This window comes from Burkholderia sp. Ed8 (assembly GCF_040761425.1).
Lineage (GTDB): Bacteria > Pseudomonadota > Gammaproteobacteria > Burkholderiales > Burkholderiaceae > Burkholderia > Burkholderia seminalis.
This window is the reverse complement of the sequence record NZ_CP142886.1, coordinates 2,205,426-2,221,972: the sequence shown is the minus strand read 5'-3', so window position 1 is coordinate 2,221,972 and position 16,547 is coordinate 2,205,426. Positions and strand designations below refer to the sequence as shown.

Annotated in this window: 16 protein-coding genes, 3 tRNA genes and 1 pseudogene; 10 read left to right on the top strand and 10 right to left on the bottom strand. The window is 65.7% G+C overall.

Going from position 1 to position 16,547, the window contains the following annotated elements:
• Window positions 1–48 precede the first annotated feature (48 nt).
• From VXM69_RS24285 to VXM69_RS24275, 3 genes and pseudogenes are all read right to left on the bottom strand, one after another.
• A pseudogene (locus tag VXM69_RS24285) lies at window positions 49–326 on the bottom strand (TlpA family protein disulfide reductase); the annotation flags it as partial.
• 45 nt (window positions 327–371) lie between these two features.
• On the bottom strand, window positions 372–2,711 hold the full coding sequence (locus tag VXM69_RS24280) for a TonB-dependent receptor (protein WP_367189357.1): 2,340 nt from the start codon (window positions 2,709–2,711) through the stop codon (window positions 372–374).
• A gap of 124 nt (window positions 2,712–2,835) precedes the next feature.
• Window positions 2,836–3,225 (bottom strand): DUF2946 domain-containing protein, encoded by a 390-nt coding sequence (locus tag VXM69_RS24275; RefSeq protein ID WP_034187392.1) that lies wholly within the window; start codon window positions 3,223–3,225, stop codon window positions 2,836–2,838.
• 198 nt (window positions 3,226–3,423) lie between these two features.
• Between VXM69_RS24275 and VXM69_RS24270 the strand changes: the two genes are divergently transcribed.
• Together VXM69_RS24270 and VXM69_RS24265 are read left to right on the top strand one after the other, a co-directional pair.
• Complete coding sequence (locus VXM69_RS24270) at window positions 3,424–3,570, top strand: hypothetical protein (protein ID WP_009690993.1); 147 nt, start codon at window positions 3,424–3,426, stop codon at window positions 3,568–3,570.
• Window positions 3,571–3,793: 223 nt separating this feature from the next.
• Window positions 3,794–4,387, top strand: coding sequence for a chorismate mutase (locus tag VXM69_RS24265; protein WP_049035000.1), 594 nt, complete (start codon window positions 3,794–3,796; stop codon window positions 4,385–4,387).
• 21 nt (window positions 4,388–4,408) lie between these two features.
• Here VXM69_RS24265 and VXM69_RS24260 read toward each other — a convergent pair whose 3' ends face one another.
• Both VXM69_RS24260 and VXM69_RS24255 read right to left on the bottom strand, forming a co-directional pair.
• On the bottom strand, window positions 4,409–5,536 hold the full coding sequence (locus tag VXM69_RS24260) for an exonuclease domain-containing protein (RefSeq protein WP_367189356.1): 1,128 nt from the start codon (window positions 5,534–5,536) through the stop codon (window positions 4,409–4,411).
• A 141-nt stretch (window positions 5,537–5,677) separates the two neighbouring features.
• The gene (locus VXM69_RS24255; protein ID WP_006476615.1) at window positions 5,678–5,881 is read right to left on the bottom strand and encodes a cold-shock protein; all 204 of its coding nucleotides are present in this window, start codon (window positions 5,879–5,881) and stop codon (window positions 5,678–5,680) included.
• A gap of 393 nt (window positions 5,882–6,274) precedes the next feature.
• Here VXM69_RS24255 and VXM69_RS24250 point away from each other — a divergent pair, with 393 nt between their 5' ends.
• Both VXM69_RS24250 and VXM69_RS24245 read left to right on the top strand, forming a co-directional pair.
• A complete protein-coding gene (locus VXM69_RS24250) occupies window positions 6,275–6,541 on the top strand; it encodes a hypothetical protein (RefSeq protein ID WP_034187389.1) in 267 nt (88 codons plus the stop codon).
• 496 nt (window positions 6,542–7,037) lie between these two features.
• On the top strand, window positions 7,038–8,183 hold the full coding sequence (locus tag VXM69_RS24245) for a porin (RefSeq protein WP_034187388.1): 1,146 nt from the start codon (window positions 7,038–7,040) through the stop codon (window positions 8,181–8,183).
• An 82-nt stretch (window positions 8,184–8,265) separates the two neighbouring features.
• Here the strand turns inward: VXM69_RS24245 and greB are convergent, their stop codons facing one another.
• Entirely contained in the window at window positions 8,266–8,829 is a 564-nt protein-coding gene (gene greB / locus VXM69_RS24240; RefSeq protein ID WP_034187387.1) for a transcription elongation factor GreB, read from the bottom strand.
• Window positions 8,830–8,957: 128 nt separating this feature from the next.
• Between greB and VXM69_RS24235 the strand changes: the two genes are divergently transcribed.
• The 3 genes from VXM69_RS24235 (at window position 8,958) to VXM69_RS24225 (ending at window position 9,315) form a co-directional block, all read left to right on the top strand.
• Window positions 8,958–9,034 (top strand) — tRNA-Arg (locus VXM69_RS24235).
• Between the two features lie 66 nt (window positions 9,035–9,100).
• Window positions 9,101–9,177: transfer RNA gene (locus VXM69_RS24230), tRNA-Arg, on the top strand.
• Between the two features lie 61 nt (window positions 9,178–9,238).
• A tRNA-Arg gene (locus VXM69_RS24225) sits at window positions 9,239–9,315 on the top strand.
• A gap of 152 nt (window positions 9,316–9,467) precedes the next feature.
• Here VXM69_RS24225 and VXM69_RS24220 read toward each other — a convergent pair.
• From VXM69_RS24220 to VXM69_RS24205, 4 genes are all read right to left on the bottom strand, one after another.
• Window positions 9,468–11,834: a bifunctional (p)ppGpp synthetase/guanosine-3',5'-bis(diphosphate) 3'-pyrophosphohydrolase gene (locus tag VXM69_RS24220; protein WP_034187386.1), complete on the bottom strand. Its 2,367-nt coding sequence runs from the start codon at window positions 11,832–11,834 to the stop codon at window positions 9,468–9,470.
• A gap of 63 nt (window positions 11,835–11,897) precedes the next feature.
• Window positions 11,898–12,101: a DNA-directed RNA polymerase subunit omega gene (gene rpoZ / locus VXM69_RS24215; protein ID WP_006025620.1), complete on the bottom strand. Its 204-nt coding sequence runs from the start codon at window positions 12,099–12,101 to the stop codon at window positions 11,898–11,900.
• Window positions 12,102–12,159: 58 nt separating this feature from the next.
• A complete protein-coding gene (gene gmk, locus VXM69_RS24210; protein ID WP_034187385.1) occupies window positions 12,160–12,834 on the bottom strand; it encodes a guanylate kinase in 675 nt (224 codons plus the stop codon).
• A gap of 6 nt (window positions 12,835–12,840) precedes the next feature.
• The gene (locus tag VXM69_RS24205; RefSeq protein WP_034187384.1) at window positions 12,841–13,764 is read right to left on the bottom strand and encodes a YicC/YloC family endoribonuclease; all 924 of its coding nucleotides are present in this window, start codon (window positions 13,762–13,764) and stop codon (window positions 12,841–12,843) included.
• Between the two features lie 173 nt (window positions 13,765–13,937).
• Between VXM69_RS24205 and rph the strand changes: the two genes are divergently transcribed.
• The 3 genes from rph to hemW are packed head-to-tail and all read left to right on the top strand — an operon-like array spanning window position 13,938 to window position 16,546.
• Window positions 13,938–14,678 (top strand): ribonuclease PH, encoded by a 741-nt coding sequence (gene rph / locus VXM69_RS24200; protein ID WP_034187383.1) that lies wholly within the window; start codon window positions 13,938–13,940, stop codon window positions 14,676–14,678.
• Window positions 14,653–15,297 (top strand): RdgB/HAM1 family non-canonical purine NTP pyrophosphatase, encoded by a 645-nt coding sequence (gene rdgB / locus VXM69_RS24195; RefSeq protein ID WP_175027376.1) that lies wholly within the window; start codon window positions 14,653–14,655, stop codon window positions 15,295–15,297. The genes rph and rdgB overlap by 26 nt, the downstream gene beginning before the upstream one ends.
• Window positions 15,298–15,331: 34 nt before the next feature.
• Complete coding sequence (gene hemW, locus VXM69_RS24190) at window positions 15,332–16,546, top strand: radical SAM family heme chaperone HemW (RefSeq protein WP_034187382.1); 1,215 nt, start codon at window positions 15,332–15,334, stop codon at window positions 16,544–16,546.
• Window position 16,547: the final 1 nt, after the last annotated feature.

Genomic DNA, 16,547 nt, shown 5'->3' with positions numbered 1-16,547 from the left:
TCGCATCAGGCCGGCGCGCGGCCCGTTTGCCGCGCGCCGCCCGTTCGATCACCGCTTCGCGTGCTGCAACTCGCCGTCGAGCACGTCGGTCGTCAACACCCCGCTGCGCGCTTCGCGTGCACGATCGCGCCCGATCCACACGGTGCGCGGCATGTCCCCCGCCATCCCGCATCCAGTGCCGCGCGCAAACGCTCGGGCACCGGTTCCGCGTGCGCATGCCGCGCGAGCGCTTACGCGAGCGCCGCACCGCTGTCGTTGTACGCATCCATCACGACCATCGCGAGCTACCCGTCCGGATGAAGGCGCTGTCATGCGACCCGATGCGCGAATGGAACACGTCGCACCCGCCGGAGACAACGCCGCGAACGACTTCACAGCGACCATTTCAGTTCTCCGTAGAAGGTACGGCCCGGATACGGATGGAACACGTAGTAGCGGCGATCCGTCAGGTTGTCGATGCCGAGCGATGCGGTCCAGTGACGATCGAGGCGATAGCGTGCCTTCAGGTCGACGACCGTAAACGAGCTCGTGCCGCCGTACACGTCCGGATTCACATCGCTGTTGTCGAGCGTGTTGAACTGGCGGCCCGAGTAGCGCACGCCGACGCTCGCGAGCCAGTGCTCGTCGAAGCGATAGGACGCCAGCAGGTTCGCGCGCATGCGCGGAATGCGCGGGAAGCGCGAGCCGACGTAGGCAGGATTCGCGGCATCGGCGAGGATCTGCGCATTGCTGGCCGATACGTTCGCGTCGATCGCGAGCCCCCTCAGCCCGACGTTCTCGCCGCTGAACGCGAGCTCGATGCCGCGTACGCGCACGCGGTCGACGTTCGAGACGTTGGTGACGGTCGTCGCGCCCGACACGGTCGTCTGGCTGTAGATCGAATCGCGCAGGTCGCTCTGGAACACGCTCGCGCGCACGACGCCGACACCGACGTCGCGCTCGGCCGTGAAGTCCCAGTCGATCGCCTTTTCCGGCCGCAGGTTCGGGTTGTTGTTGACGATCGCATTGTTCGAGATCGTGCCCTGGAACAGCTCGCCGACGGTCGGGAACCGCGTGCCGGTCGCGAACGACAGCCGGAAGCGCCACACGTCCGTCGCGTCCCATTGCAGCGCAACCTTCGGCGACAGCGCGTTCGCGCCGCGATCCGCATAACCGAGCGTGCCGCCCGCGTTGCCGAGCGCGCCGCCGTAAGCATCCCAGCGCTCGTAGCGCAACCCGAGCGTCGCGAGCCAGCCCGGCGCGAAGCGCCACGCATCCTGCCCGAACAGCGCCTGCGTGCGCGTGTCGCCACGATAGACGCTCGCGAGCGACGTGGTCGGCCCGGCCAGCCAGTCGGCCGTGTTGTACGTGACGTTGCGCAGGAAGTAGTTGTCGTAGTGGTAACCGAACGTGAACGTGTGGCCCTTCACTGTCGGCGCCTCGGCCTTCAGGTCGAGCGTGCGCCAGCCGGTGCCGTCGCCCTGGAACAGCGTGCCCGCCCCGCCCTGCACGGTCGAGGCCGCGCGCAGCACGTCGCGCGACACGTCGTACGCGGACACGACGCCCGACAGCCGCCAGCCCGAATCGAGCCGGCCGTTCAGGCCCAGCGCGTACAGCCAGTTCTCCTGGTCGCCGCGTTGCGGCGCGAACGCGTTCGGCGCGACGGTCATGCTCCGCCCGCCGATCGACACGTTGCCGCCGTAGACCGGGTTGCTGGCCGCGTCGCGCAGGAAGGTTTCGCCGTGCTGCCGGTAATGGTTCTCCCAATGCCCGAGCGTGAGCGTCGCATCAACGCGGTCGGTGAACGCGTAGCCCATCCGGACCGTCTCGTTGAGCTGCTCGGTCCGCTCGATCGTCTGCGCGCCGACGATCGTCCGCGGCTTGCCGTTCGGCCCGATGTCGGTCGCGGCACCCGTGACGGGTACGGCGGTGCCCAGCTTCGGGGTGTAGGCCGAATTGGGACTCGCATACTGCATCGGCTGACCGTTGTTCTCGAGCCGGTCGAGCGACAGCGCGAACCAGAACCGGCCGACGCGGTCGGCGATCCGCGCGGTCTGATGATTGCCGCCGAAGCTGTTCGCGAATCCGTAGCCGTCGTGATAGCGCTGCGTGAAGAATTGCGTCGACAGCGACGCCTCGAGCTCGTCCGGCCGTCGCGTCGTGAGCAGCACCGTCGAGCCGATCGCGTTGCCGGGATACAGCGCGGAAAAGGGGCCGTAGAGCACGTCGACGCGCGCGATGTCGTCAGGCGGAATCAGCGACCAGCGCGGCGGGTACGCATAACTCGACCCGAGCAGGTTCGACAGCAGCACACCGTCCGCGTACACGAGCCCGCGCGCGCTCTGCAGCTCGTTGAAGTCGCGGCCCGCGAACACGCTGTTGCGGTCGCCGATATAGCGCTTGCGGACCATCAGGTTCGGCGCGTACTTCAGCGCGTCCTCGGTGGTGACGTTGGTATGCGAGTCGATCTGCTCGCGCGTGATCGACGTGACGACGGCCGGCGTATCCGGATCGACCGGCTGCCGCTGGGCGGTCACGCTGACGGCGGTCAGCGTGTCGCCGGCCGGTGCCGGCGGCACGGCGGCGCTGGCCGGGCGCGCGACGCCACCAGGGGAAGAATCGGCGGGCGCATCGACCGGCGATGCGGCGTGCGCGGCGGGCCACGCAAAAGCGGCCGCGCATGCGAGCGCGAGCCGGCCGCGCGGCAACCGCGCGACGTGGGTAAACGACATGAAGTGAATTCCTGAAAACGTGATCGGACACCGCCGGGCACGCGCGCGCGCCGCGCGCGCACGACGCGGCGCGCGGACCGGGCCGCGGACGGCACGCGCGCCGCCGGGGCGCGCACGACATCAATCAGATCGGGACGTTTTCAGGCGGGGCCCGCGGCTGCGCGAGACGAATGCGCTTGCGGGGAAAATCGGGAACGGCCGGCGCGGCCACGCGATACGCGAACGTCCGCACGAAGCCCGGCATGTCGGGCAGGCGCGTGCCGAGCGCGAGGTTCGCCGCGAAGCCCGGGCAGTACACGCAGTGCGGCACGCCGGCATGGTCGAACGACGACGTGTCGCGGTCGTCGCCCGCTTGGGCGAGCACGACCTGGCGCGCGCCCGCTGCACTGCACAACTCGAGCGTGAGCGCGCCCGACCCGCTCGACGCAAGACGCGCGTAGCCGACGACGGGCGACAGTACGTTCAGTACCAGCGCCAGCCATACGAGGCCGATCCATCGCGTCGTTCGTCTCATCGCGGTCCAGGAAAAAGTGCGCGCAAGTATAACAAGCGACCCGATTGTTGCTGAATGCGCAGGAGGCAATAGCGGCCATCACACCTCGCGCCGCAGCGCATGTGCCGTTAATACAACAGAGACAAAATCTAACGATTCGCCACTGGCATAAATCCAAGCACGAGGTTGATAATCATCGAACCTGCTGGAGAAATGACCATGGACGAAAGACCCACTCGCATGCCACCGCCCGAGCAAGTGATGAGCCCGGATCCGGAACCCGTCGGCGTGGAATTCCTCGCCGAATTGCCCGAGCACGTGCGGGCATTCTTCGACGAGCAGCACAAGCTGTACTCGCCGAAGTGAACGCCTGTCCGGTTCTGTAACCGCCACGTGTCGATCATCGCTATCGTGCGGTTCATCACTGCGCATCGCGCGCCATTCGCCTCGCACCCGGGCCGCAACAGCCTGACGGTGCCGGATCAGCTCGCCTGCTGATTCTTCTGTCGCGTCGCTACGCCGCGCGACTGTCTTCGTCTATCCTTCTGGTTTTCCACCTCCGGTCCGCCCGGCTCCTCCGATCATTCCGATGAAGCAAGCCATTCGTGCCAGCGTCGCTGTCGCCGCGCTCGGTGTCGCCCTCTTTTCGTCGCCTCACATTGCCCGCGCCGACGGCGACGACACCGCGCTCACCAACCTCGTCGCACTCGCGTCGCAACGCCTCGCGCTCGCCGAACCGGTCGCGCGGTGGAAGTGGGCGAATCAGAAGGCGATCGAGGACCCGCCGCGCGAAGCAGCCCTGCTTGCGTCGGTCGAAAAGCGCGCGACGCAAGCCGGCGTCGATCCGGCATTCGCACGGACGTTCTTCGAGGACCAGATCACCGCGAGCAAAGACGTGCAGAATGCACTGTTCGCGACCTGGCGCGCGACGCGGCCGCCCGAGGGCACACCGCCCGACCTCGCGACCAGCACGCGCCCGGCGCTCGACCAGCTGACGCAGAAAATGCTCGCGGGCCTCGCGCAGGTCGCGCCGCTGCGCAATGCGCCCGATTGCCAGGCACGCCTCGCGCGCAGCATCACGAACTGGAAAACGCTGACGCGCTACGATTCGAAGCAGACACAGGCACTCGACACCGCGCTGTCGCACGTCTGCTCGGCCGGCGGCGCCAGCGCGATCGGCTGACGCGACCGGCGCCGCGCACCCTCAACCTGCCGGCGTGAGCGCGGCGAGCGGAATCAGTTGCAGCCCGCGCGCGAGATGCGTCTGCAGCAGGCGATGGGTAAAGGGTTCGAACGTGCCGTCCGCCGCCTCGGCGGCGAGCCGCGCGGCCGCATCGAGCGATTCGGCCGTGCCGAGGTAGCGCCAGCCGTCGATCACATGCAACAGGCGGCGCTCGCCGTTCGCCTCGAACGCAACGGCGCCGTCGAACGGCCAGTGCGCATTGCCGCCACGCACGCCATCGGCCGCGGGGCGCCGGTTGTACGACGGCCGCAGTTGGGCGATCCATTGCGCTTCCGCCAGCATCGCGCCCAGTTCGTTGCCGGTCTCGCGCCATTCGACGCGCCGCACCTGCTGGGCCAGCCGCATCTCCTTCGACGAACGGCGCTCGCCGGTCAGCAGCGCGCGCAGCCGCTGCCGCACCCTCACGCTTCGGCCCACATACAGCGGCGCGTCGCCCTCCCCGAACAACGCATAGGCGCCGCAGCCGGCAGGCGCGGTGTCGAGCCACGCCTCGGTCAGATCGCCGCCCAGGCGGAAGTGGCGCGTCGTGCACGCGATCTGGTCGCGCAACCGCTCGAGCGGCACGATGTCGTGCAACTGGCGCCAGAACTGCCACAGCAGATCGGCATCCGCCAGCGCGCGGTGGCGCGCAGCCGGAACGAGACCGTGCCGCTCGATCAACGCGTCGAGCCCGTGCCGCGATTCGCGCGGGAACAGCGCGCGCGACAGCCGGACCGTACACAGCACATCGGGATTGAACGCCAGGCCGGCGCGCTCGAATTCGGCGCGCAGGAAACCGCGATCGAAACTCGCGTTGTGCGCGACGAACAGCTTGCCGTCGAGCCGCTCGAACAGCGCCGGCGCGAGCGACGCGAACGACGGCGCGTCGCGCACCATCGCATCCGAAATGCCCGTCAGTTGCTGGATGAACGGCGGAATCGCCTGCTCGGGATTGACGAGGCTCGTCCACGTCGACACGCCAAGCGGACCGATTTCGACCACGCCGATTTCGGTGATGCGGTGCTCGGCGGGCGAGCCGCCGGTGGTTTCGAGGTCGACGAAGACGAGCGGTTGTTCGCTGGCGGGATCGGACGGACGAGAATCAGACATGAAAAGACAGGAAAACGATGCTTCCGTGAGTATGCACCGGCAAGCATGGCCACGGCCAGCGCGGACCGAAGCGATTCGTCCCCGGAAAACAAAAAGCCCCCGCGATGCGGGGGCCGGACGTGATCGGCAATGCGTGGCGCGTCAGACCGCCTGGATATTCGCTGCCTGCTTGCCTTTCGGCCCGACTTTGACGTCGAACGAAACACGCTGGTTTTCCTTCAGCGTCTTGAAGCCGTCCATCCGGATTTCGGAAAAGTGCGCAAACAAATCTTCACCACCATTGTCCGACGTAATAAAACCAAAACCTTTAGCATCGTTAAACCATTTCACGATACCGGTATCCATGTCTTCGTTCCCCACTCGATTAGATCAAAAAAGCTATTTTTATAGCCGTTTCCCGAAATCCCGAAACATTGCGCCAGCACCCGCACCAGCACGCCGCCCGAGGACGGAGTGCTGACTTTATAAATTGGACAATCCGGGTGCGTCAAGAAGATTTTTGACGTTAGTTTTATCGAAAAAGCGCTAATACCACTGGAATCGGTACACCACCGCCTTTGATTAATTGATGCGCATCAAAAACCTGTCAATATTACCGGGAACGGATCTGCGATAATCCCGACGATGAAATTCCTACCGGGGACAAATCAGCTCGGTAAATCCCTCGGGTTTTTTCCGGGTTGCGAAAATCCGGGGACGTTGAGATGCTGACACCACGCCGACAGGAAGGAGAGGGTCATGTGGCTGGACGGAATCAAGCGCTTCGCGAGCCGGCTCGGACGCGTACGCCGCAAGTCCCGCGCCCTGGCCGAGTCCGCGCGCGAAGCGCCGTGCGACACCGAATTCGATACGACCTGGCACGGCGACCACTGGCAGAACCTGCTCGCCTCGCCACTGGATGCCCGTCACTACGTGATGGAAGACTGGACCTATACACCGCCGCCGACCGATGCCGAGGAAGCCGCGCCTGCGCCCAAGCGCAAGCGGCGCTCGTACGCGCAGTAGCGCACGGACCGGCGGGGCAAAAAAAAGCGCGACTGGGAAGTCGCGCCGACAAAGGTTTGGAGATCTTTTCCGTCAACGAAAAAGTCTGCTTCGGAAAGCAGAGATCGCAGTATAGCGAGAGAACAACCTTTCATTAGCCATGCTCCACACAAACCTCTATTGCCGATGTGTCAATAATCGCGCTACGGCCTCCCTCGCCGGCCGCTGACCAGGTGTCGCGATCGCGCAACGCCCGTTACGGAGTCCTGAACGCCATTTTTCTTCGCTGCACCGCCGCAAACCCTTGATGTGCAACCGTTTACGCGCATCCCACGATCTTTGCGGATTCCAAAATACATTATTGCTTAAAGCGTCACCCTCCTCCGCTTCACGCACTCCGTACACTGCAGATGGCTTTCTGACAAGCGCACCGCCGCTCTGCCGGTCACAGCGTCACGCACATCAGCCCGGTCCGGCAGCAGGTTCGATCGACATCATCCTGTTTGGAGACAGATCCATGAAAAAAACCCTGATCGTCACCGCGTTGTCGGGTGTATTCGTTACCGCCGCACACGCACAAAGCAGCGTGACGCTATACGGCCTGATCGACGCCGGCATCACCTACACGAACAATCAGGGCGGTCACAGCGCCTGGCAGGAAACGAGCGGCTCGGTCAACGGCAGCCGGTGGGGCTTGCGCGGCACCGAGGATCTCGGCGGCGGCCTGAAAGCGATCTTCACGCTGGAAAACGGTTTCGGCATCAACAACGGCGCGCTGAAGCAGAACGGCCGCGAGTTCGGTCGGCAAGCGTTCGTCGGCCTCGCGCACGACAGCTACGGTTCGCTGACACTGGGCCGGCAATACGACAGCGTCGTCGACTACCTCGGGCCGCTGTCGCTGACCGGCACGCAATACGGCGGCACGCAGTTCGCGCACCCGTTCGACAACGACAACCTGAACAATTCGTTCCGGATCAACAATTCGGTCAAGTACCAGAGCGCGAACTACGGCGGCCTCAAGTTCGGCGCGTTGTACGGGTTCTCGAACTCGACGGCGTTCGCGAACAACCGCGCGTATAGCGGCGGCGTGTCTTACAGCTACCTGGGGTTCAACTTCGCCGCGGCCTACTTGCAGCTGAACAGCGACGTGAACGCGCTCGCGCAGGCCGCATCCGATCCGGGCGCGGTGACCGGCGACTGGACCTTCGCGTCGCGCGTGCAGCGCACCTGGGGGGCCGGCCTGAATTACGGCTTCGGCCCCGCCACGGTCGGCTTCGTGTTCACGCAGACGCGCCTGACCGGCATTCGCGCGATCAGCGCGGGGCAATCCGGCGTGTCCGGCGGCATCACGGGCCTCGGCGGCACCGCGCGCTTCAGCAACTATGAAGTCAACGGCCGTTACGCGTTGACGCCGGCCCTGTCGCTCGCCGGCTCGTACACGTACACGCAGGGCCGCCTGGCCGGCGACAAGCCGACCTGGCACCAGTTCAACCTGCAGGCCGACTATGCGCTGTCGAAGCGCACCGACGTCTATCTGCAGGGTGAGTTCCAGAAGGTCAACAACGACGGCCTCGACCTCGGTGCCAACATCAACGGGCTCGGCGCCGCATCCTCGACCAACAAGCAGATCGCGGTCACGGCCGGCATGCGCCACCGCTTCTGAGCGAAACCCGCCCGCAAGCCGGATGACGAAGCGCCCCGCCGGGGCGCTTTTTCGTTGCCGCGCCGTGCGCGCGGGCCGTGGCTCAGGCGGTGCCCTGCGCCGGATAGCGGACGTCGAGTATGTCGATCGGCTGCGGGCCGGCCGGCGTCATCAGCGTGACGGTATCGCCGATCTTCGCCTTGATCAGCGCACGTGCGACCGGCGAGATCCAGCTGACGCAGCCATGGTCGAGATCGACCTCGTCGATCCCGACGATCGTGATCGTGTGATCCACGCCATCCGGCGTCTCGTAATCGACCGTTGCGCCGAAGAACACCTGGTCGACATTCTCCTGCCGGCTCGCGTCGACGACTTCGGCGAGGTCGAGCCGCTTCGTCAGGAAGCGAATGCGGCGATCGATCTCGCGCAGCCGCCGCTTGCCGTAGATGTAGTCGCCGTTCTCCGACCGGTCGCCGTTCGACGCGGCCCACGACACGAGCCGCACGACCTCGGGGCGCTCGACGTCGATCAGGTTCAGCAGCTCGTCCCTCAGCCGCTTGTGGCCGGCCGGCGTGATGTAGTTCTTCGCCCCCGCCGGAATCGCGGGTTGAGCCTGGTCGAGATCGTCGTCGTCACCGTCCGACTCTTTGACAAACGCCTTGTTCATGATGCGGGTTCAACGTGGATGACTGATGCTCCAAGGGTACACGAAGGGCCGCCGCGAAGGCCATGCCGCCTAATTCGCGAATAAGGCTTCCCTTTTTATACAACCCTGCTATAATTTCGCTTCTGCGTGCGGCTGTAGCTCAGTTGGATAGAGTACTTGGCTACGAACCAAGGGGTCGTGGGTTCGAATCCTGCCAGCCGCGCCACTTTTTCGAGGGCCTTCCCAACCGAAGGCCCTTTCAGTTCGAAGCAGTAGAAGTTTTGTTTTGCGTGCGGCTGTAGCTCAGTTGGATAGAGTACTTGGCTACGAACCAAGGGGTCGTGGGTTCGAATCCTGCCAGCCGCGCCACTTTTTTGGGGGCCTTCCCATCGCAGAAGGTTCCGACAGTTGAAGCAGTACCGTTTTGCGTGCGGCTGTAGCTCAGTTGGATAGAGTACTTGGCTACGAACCAAGGGGTCGTGGGTTCGAATCCTGCCAGCCGCGCCACCTTAAAAGGGCTTTCCTTCGGGAAAGCCCTTTTTTCTTTTCCGCCGCCCCTCTTCCCTCGCGCGCGTTGCCGCAGGTTCATACCGCTGCCGGCATGAAAACGGCGGCCATTGGCCGCCGTCCGTCGATCGATCGCCCGCACACCGAGCGCGTCAGTAATCCTGCCGCTCCCGCTCGATGCGCATGCCGCCGTCGTGGCGCGCATGCGCTCCGTCGTCGGTCGAACGCTCGCGCATGATCCGCATCACGTCCGGATTGGTGCGCACGCGCCGCATCACGTTCGCGAGGTGCACACGGTCGCTGACCTGGATCACGAAGCGCAGCACCGTCGATTCGTGCGTCAGATCCTCGTCCATCGCGATGTGCACGATGTTCGCATCGGCCGACGTGATGTCCGCCGCAACACGCGCGAAGATGCCCTTCGTGTTCTTCACGAGCGCCTTCACCGCGACATCGAACAGGCGGCCCGGCTGCGGCGCCCATTCGACATCGATCCAGCGGCCCGGATCGCGGCGATGGATACGCTGCGCGACACGGCAATCGGTCGTATGAATCGCCATCCCCAGGCCGATGCCGATGTAACCCATGATCGCGTCGCCCGGAATCGGCCGGCAGCAGGCCGACAACTGCACCGACATCCCTTCGGTGCCGGTGATCACGACCGGCGGCGCATGGTGCACGGCATGCCGCTCGGACTTCGGCAGATCGTCGTCCGCATCGCGGCCGCTCATCAGCACCTCGATGCGCTTGGCCATCACCGCGGCGACGCGGCGGCCCAGGCCGATGTCCGCGAAAATTTCCTGGCGGCTCTTGTTGCCCGTCCACTGCACGAGCTTCTCCCACACTTCCGGCGCGACGTCGGCCAGCGCAAGACCATAACCCTTCAGGCTCTGGTCGACGAGCCGCTCGCCCAGCTGGACGGACTCGTTCAGGCGCATCGTCTTCAGGTAGTGGCGGATCGCCGAACGCGCCTTGCCGGTACGCACGAAACCGAGCCACGCGGGATTCGGCTTCGAATACGGCGCGGTGATCACCTCGACGATGTCGCCGCTCTTCAGCTCGGTGCGCAGCGGCAGCAGCTCGTTGTTGATCTTCACGGCCACGCACTGGTTGCCGAGATCGCTGTGGATCGAATACGCGAAATCCAGTGCCGTCGCGCCGCGCGGCAGCGCCATGATCTTCGACTTCGGCGTGAACACGTACACCGCGTCGGGGAACAGGTCGATCTTCACGTGCTCGAGGAATTCGCTCGAATCGCCGGCTTCGCTCTGGATGTCGAGCAGCGACTTCAGCCACTGGTGCGCGCGCTTCTGCACGTCGCTGAGATCGGCGCTGCCGTTCTTGTACAGCCAGTGCGCGGCGACCCCGGCCTCGGCGATCTCGTGCATCTTGCGCGTGCGCACCTGGAACTCGATCGGCGCGCCGAACGGGCCGACGAGCGTCGTGTGCAGCGACTGATAGCCGTTGATCTTCGGGATCGCGATGTAGTCCTTGAACTTGCCGGGCACGGGCTTGTACAGCGCATGCAATGCGCCGATGCACGTGTAGCAGTCGAGCGGACTGTCGACGACCACGCGGAAACCGTACACGTCGAGCACCTGCGAGAACGACAGCTGCTTGTCGCGCATCTTGCGGTAGACGCTGTAGATGGTTTTCTCGCGGCCGGTGATCTCGGCGTCGATCTTCGCGTCGGCCATCGCGCGCTGCGCGGCCTCGAGGATCTTGCTGATCACTTCGCGCCGGTTGCCGCGCGCGGCCTTCACGGCTTTCTCGAGCGTCGCGTAGCGATGCGGGTTGAAGTTCGCGAAGCTCATGTCCTGCAGCTCGCGATACGTGTTGTTCAACCCGAGCCGATGGGCAATCGGCGCGTAGATGTCGAGCGTTTCGCGCGCGACGCGGCGGCGCTTTTCCATCGGCACCGCGCCGAGCGTGCGCATGTTGTGCAGGCGATCGGCGAGCTTGACGAGAATGACGCGCACGTCGCGCGCCATCGCGAGCAGCATCTTGCGGAAGTTTTCCGCCTGCGCTTCCTCGCGGCTGCGGAATTCCATCTTGTCGAGCTTCGACAGGCCGTCGACCAGCTCGGCGACCTTCGGACCGAACCGCTCGGCCAGCTCGTTCTTGGTCACGCCCTGGTCTTCCATCACGTCGTGCAGCAGCGCGGCCATCACGGCCTGCGCGTCGAGCTTCCAGCCGGCGCAGATTTCCGCGACGGCGACGGGATGGGTGATGTAGGGCTCGCCGCTCTGGCGATATTGACCGAGGTGGGCTTCGTCGCTGAAGTGGAACGCCGCCTTGACCTCTTTGATTTCGTCCGGGGCGAGATACTCGGCCAGCACGGTGGTCAGTTTCGCAATCGAAACGACACCGTGCTTGCGCGGCTGCTCCGGAGTGGCGGTCGGCCCGAACAGATGCCGGAAGGACTGTTCGAGGACCGCGTCGATGTACTGGCGCGCAGGCGACTGGGCCGTGGCTTCGGTGGTCGAATCCGCGGAGGCGGACGATGGGGTGGTGCTCATATTCGCCTCCAGGTCGAGTCGTTGCGCGCGTGGATTACATGGCTGGAACGGGCCGGATGCGCGTTACACCGGCACCTTCTTCAGCATCTCGACGCCGACCTGGCCGGCAGCGATTTCGCGCAGCGCGACGACGGTCGGCTTGTCGCGGCTTTCGATCTTCGGCGTATGGCCTTGCGCGAGCTGCCGCGCGCGGTAGGTGGCGGCGAGCGCCAGTTCGAAGCGGTTCGGGATTTGCTTCAGGCAGTCTTCGACGGTAATGCGAGCCATGTTGGTAATTCCTTCTGAATATAGTCCTTATTCTACCTTATGTCCCTCGTCCCCCGCGTCATTCCGCGTGGGGCAGATGGATGCCGAGCTCGATGAACAGCTCCGTGTGTCGCGCGTACTGCGAAGCAAAGCGCAGGCGCGTCGCGGCGACGATGCATTCGAGCTCCGCGAGCGCACGCTCGAAATTCTCGTTGATCACCACGTATTCCGCTTCCGACGCGTGCGCGATCTCGCTGCCGGCAGCCAGCAGGCGCCGCGTGATCACGTTCGGTTCGTCCTGGCCGCGCTTCTTCAGCCGCTCCTCGAGCGCATCGAGCGACGGCGGCAGGATGAAGATGCCGACCGCGTTGCGGAACTGCTTCTTCACCTGCAACGCGCCCTGCCAGTCGATCTCGAGCAGCACGTCGTGGCCGCTCTTCATCTGCTCTTCGATCCAGACGCGCGACGTGCCGTAATAGTTGCCGTGCACTTCCGCGCTCTCGAGGAATTCATGCGCCGCGTGACGCGCGCGGAAATCCTCGACGGTCGTGAAGTGGTAATGCTGGCCGTCCTGTTCGTTCGGGCGCGGCTTGCGCGTCGTGTACGAGATCGACAGGCAGATGTCGCGGTCCTTCGACAGCAGCGCATTCACGAGCGTCGACTTGCCGGCGCCCGACGGCGCAATGACCATGAACAGGTTGCCGGGGTAGACACCCGCGTGAAGCGTATGCGTGTCGTGAGTGGGGTGGATCATGTTGCGTTACTCCAGGTTTTGCACTTGCTCGCGCATCTGCTCGATCAACAGCTTGAGCGCCATCGACGCGTCGGCCAGTTCCTTCGCCGCCGCCTTCGAGCCGAGCGTGTTCGCTTCGCGATTCAGTTCCTGCATCATGAAGTCGAGGCGCTTGCCGACACGGCCGCCCTTCTCGATCACATGACGCGTTTCGTTCAGGTGCGCGGTAAGCCGCGACAGCTCTTCCGCGATGTCGATCCGGATCCCGTACATCGTCACTTCCTGACGGATGCGTTCCGCGGCTTCCTCGCGCGTGACGATCGTCGCGCCGCCTTCGGGCGCCGCGAGGCCGAGCGCTTCCTGCAGGCGCTCGACGATCTTCTGCTGATGCTTGGCGATCAGCTCCGGCACGAGCGGCGTGATGCGCGCGACGATCGCTTCCATCTCGGTGACGTTCGACAGCAGCATCGTCGCCAGTTGCGCGCCTTCGCGCGAACGCACGACGACGAGCTCGCCGATCGCTTCCTTGCCGCACGCGAGCACCGCGTCGCGGATCGCTTCCGCCGACACGCCGCTTTCGGCGAGCACGCCCGGCCAGCGCAGGATCTCGCCCGCGCGCAGGCGGCCGACGCCCGGGAACGAATCGAGCACCGCACGCTCGAGATCGGCAAGCTGGCCGAGCGCCGACTGGTTCAGCGCGCCCGCGCCGATGCTCTGTTCGCCGCGTTGCAGGTTGATGCGCACGTCGACCTTGCCGCGCGACAGCTTGTTCATCAGCATTTCGCGCAGCGCGGGCTCGCACGCGCGCACGTCGTCCGGCATCCGGAAATTGAGGTCGAGGAAGCGCGAATTCACGGTGCGCAGTTCGACCGACACGCTGGTGCCGCCGTTGCCGGTGGCCGTCGCGAGTTCGCGCGTCGCGCTCGCGTAGCCCGTCATGCTGTAGATCATGGTTCGTCTCGCCGTCTGGGTGCCCTCGCGGGCGGGGATGTGTCGAGGCGCCCGGCGCATCGGAAAACGCGGGGCGGGAAGCGCGCATTATCCCATTTTTGCGGACCACCCCGCCGGGCAAGCCCGCCGTTCGGCGCTAAAATCGGGGTTTCCTCTCCTTCCGCGATTTCCCCATGACGTCTTCCGTTTCCCGCCCGAGCGGCCGCCGCGCCGACGCACTGCGCAAGGTCGCCCTCACGCGCCACTACACGAAACACGCCGAAGGCTCGGTGCTGGTCGAATTCGGCGACACCAAGGTGCTCTGCACCGCGAGCGTCTCCGAACGCGTGCCCGAGTTCCTGCGCGAGCGCGGGCAAGGCTGGCTGACCGCCGAATACGGGATGCTGCCGCGCGCGACGCACACGCGCAGCGACCGTGAAGCCGCGCGCGGCAAGCAGACCGGCCGCACGCAGGAAATTCAGCGCCTGATCGGCCGCGCGCTGCGCGCGGTGTTCGATCTCGAGGCGCTCGGCCCGCGCACGATCCACATCGACTGCGACGTGATCCAGGCCGACGGCGGCACGCGCACCGCGAGCATCACCGGCGCCTTCGTCGCCGCGCACGATGCCGTGTCGACGCTGATCGCGGCCGGCAAGCTCGCGCGCTCGCCGATCACCGACCACGTCGCCGCGATCTCGGTCGGCGTATACGAAGGCGCGCCGGTGCTCGACCTGGACTACGCGGAAGATTCGCAGTGCGACACCGACATGAACGTCGTGATGACGGGTGCCGGCGGTTTCGTCGAAGTCCAGGGCACGGCCGAGGGCGTGCCGTTCTCGCGCGCCGAGATGAATGCGCTGCTCGACCTCGCGCAGGGTGGCATCGCCGAGCTCGTGCAACTGCAGAAGGATGTCCTGGGCGCCGGCCATGCCTGACGATCGTACCCTCGCGCCGCTGTCGCGCATCGTCCTCGCGTCGAACAACCCGGGCAAGCTGCGCGAATTCACCGCGCTGTTCGCGACGGTCGGCATCGAGATCGTCCCGCAGGGCGATCTCGCCGTGCCCGAAGCGGAAGAACCGTTCGGCACGTTCATCGAGAATGCGCTGACGAAGGCGCGTCACGCGTCGCGGCTCACCGGGCTGCCGGCGATCGCCGACGATTCGGGCCTGTGCGTGCGCGTGCTGCGCGGTGCGCCGGGCGTCTATTCGGCACGTTACGCGCAGCGTGCGGGCCGCGACAAGGGCGACGCGGCGAACAACGCGTATCTCGTCGAGCAGCTGCGCGGGGTCGACGACCGGCGCGCATACTATTGCTGCGTGCTCGCGCTCGTGCGCCACGCGGACGATCCCGAGCCGCTGTTCGCCGAAGGGCGCTGGGCCGGCGAGATCGTCGATACGCCGCGCGGCGAGCACGGATTCGGCTACGACCCGTATTTCTACCTGCCGGCGCTCGGCGCGACGGCCGCGGAACTCGATCCGGCCGTGAAGAACACGCACAGCCATCGCGCGCTGGCGCTGAAGGCGCTGCTGGCGCGGCTCGCGGAGGAAGCATGAGCATGCCCGTTACCCGTTCGCCGCAGGGGGTTGCATGAGCCAGGCCGCGCAAACCGGCGCGCGCGTCGTCGCGACCTTCACGTCGCCCGGCCAGGTGCGGCTCACGTCGCTGCCGCCGCTCGCGCTGTACGTGCATTTCCCGTGGTGCGTGCGCAAGTGCCCGTATTGCGATTTCAACTCGCACGAATGGAAAGGCGAACGATTCCCGGAAACCGAGTACCTCGATGCGCTGCGTGCCGATCTCGAGCAGGCGCTGCCGCTCGTGTGGGGGCGGCAGGTGCATACCGTGTTCATCGGCGGCGGCACGCCGAGCCTGCTGTCGGCGGCCGGCCTCGACCGGATGCTGTCCGACGTGCGCGCGCTGCTGCCGCTCGACGCCGATGCCGAGATCACGCTCGAGGCGAATCCGGGCACGTTCGAGGCCGCGAAGTTCGCGCAGTTCCGCGCGAGCGGCGTGAACCGCCTGTCGGTCGGCATCCAGAGCTTCAACGAAACGCACCTGAAGGCGCTCGGCCGGATTCACGATACCGCGCAGGCGCGCGCGGCCGTCGAGATCGCCGCGAAGAACTTCGACAACTTCAACCTCGACCTGATGTTCGCGCTGCCGAACCAGACGCTCGACGAATGCCGCACCGACATCGAGACCGCGCTGTCGTTCGCGCCGCCGCATCTGTCGCTGTATCACCTGACGCTCGAGCCGAACACGCTGTTCGCGAAGTTCCCGCCCGTCGTCCCCGACGACGACGCGTCGGCCGACATGCAGGAGTGGATCCACGCACGCACGGCCGAGGCCGGCTACGGACGCTATGAGGTGTCCGCGTATGCGAAGCCGAATCATCAGTGCAAGCACAACCTGAACTACTGGCGCTTCGGCGACTACCTCGGGATCGGCGCGGGCGCGCACACGAAGCTGTCGTTCCCGAACCGGATCCTGCGGCAGGCGCGCTACAAGCATCCGGCAACCTTCATCGAGCAGGCGAAGGCCGGCACGGCCGTGCAGGAAGAGCGCGAAGTCGGCGCCCGCGACCTGCCGTTCGAGTTCATGCTGAACACGCTGCGGCTCGTCGAGGGTTTCCCCGTGCACAGTTTCGCGGAGCGTACGGGCCTGCCGATGAGCACGATCGAGCCGGCGCTGCAGGAAGCGGAGCGACGCGGGCTGATCGCGCGCGATTTCGCGCAGATCGCGCCGACACCGCTCGGCCAGCGTTTTCTCAACGACCTGCAGGAATTGTTCCTGCGTGACGATTGAC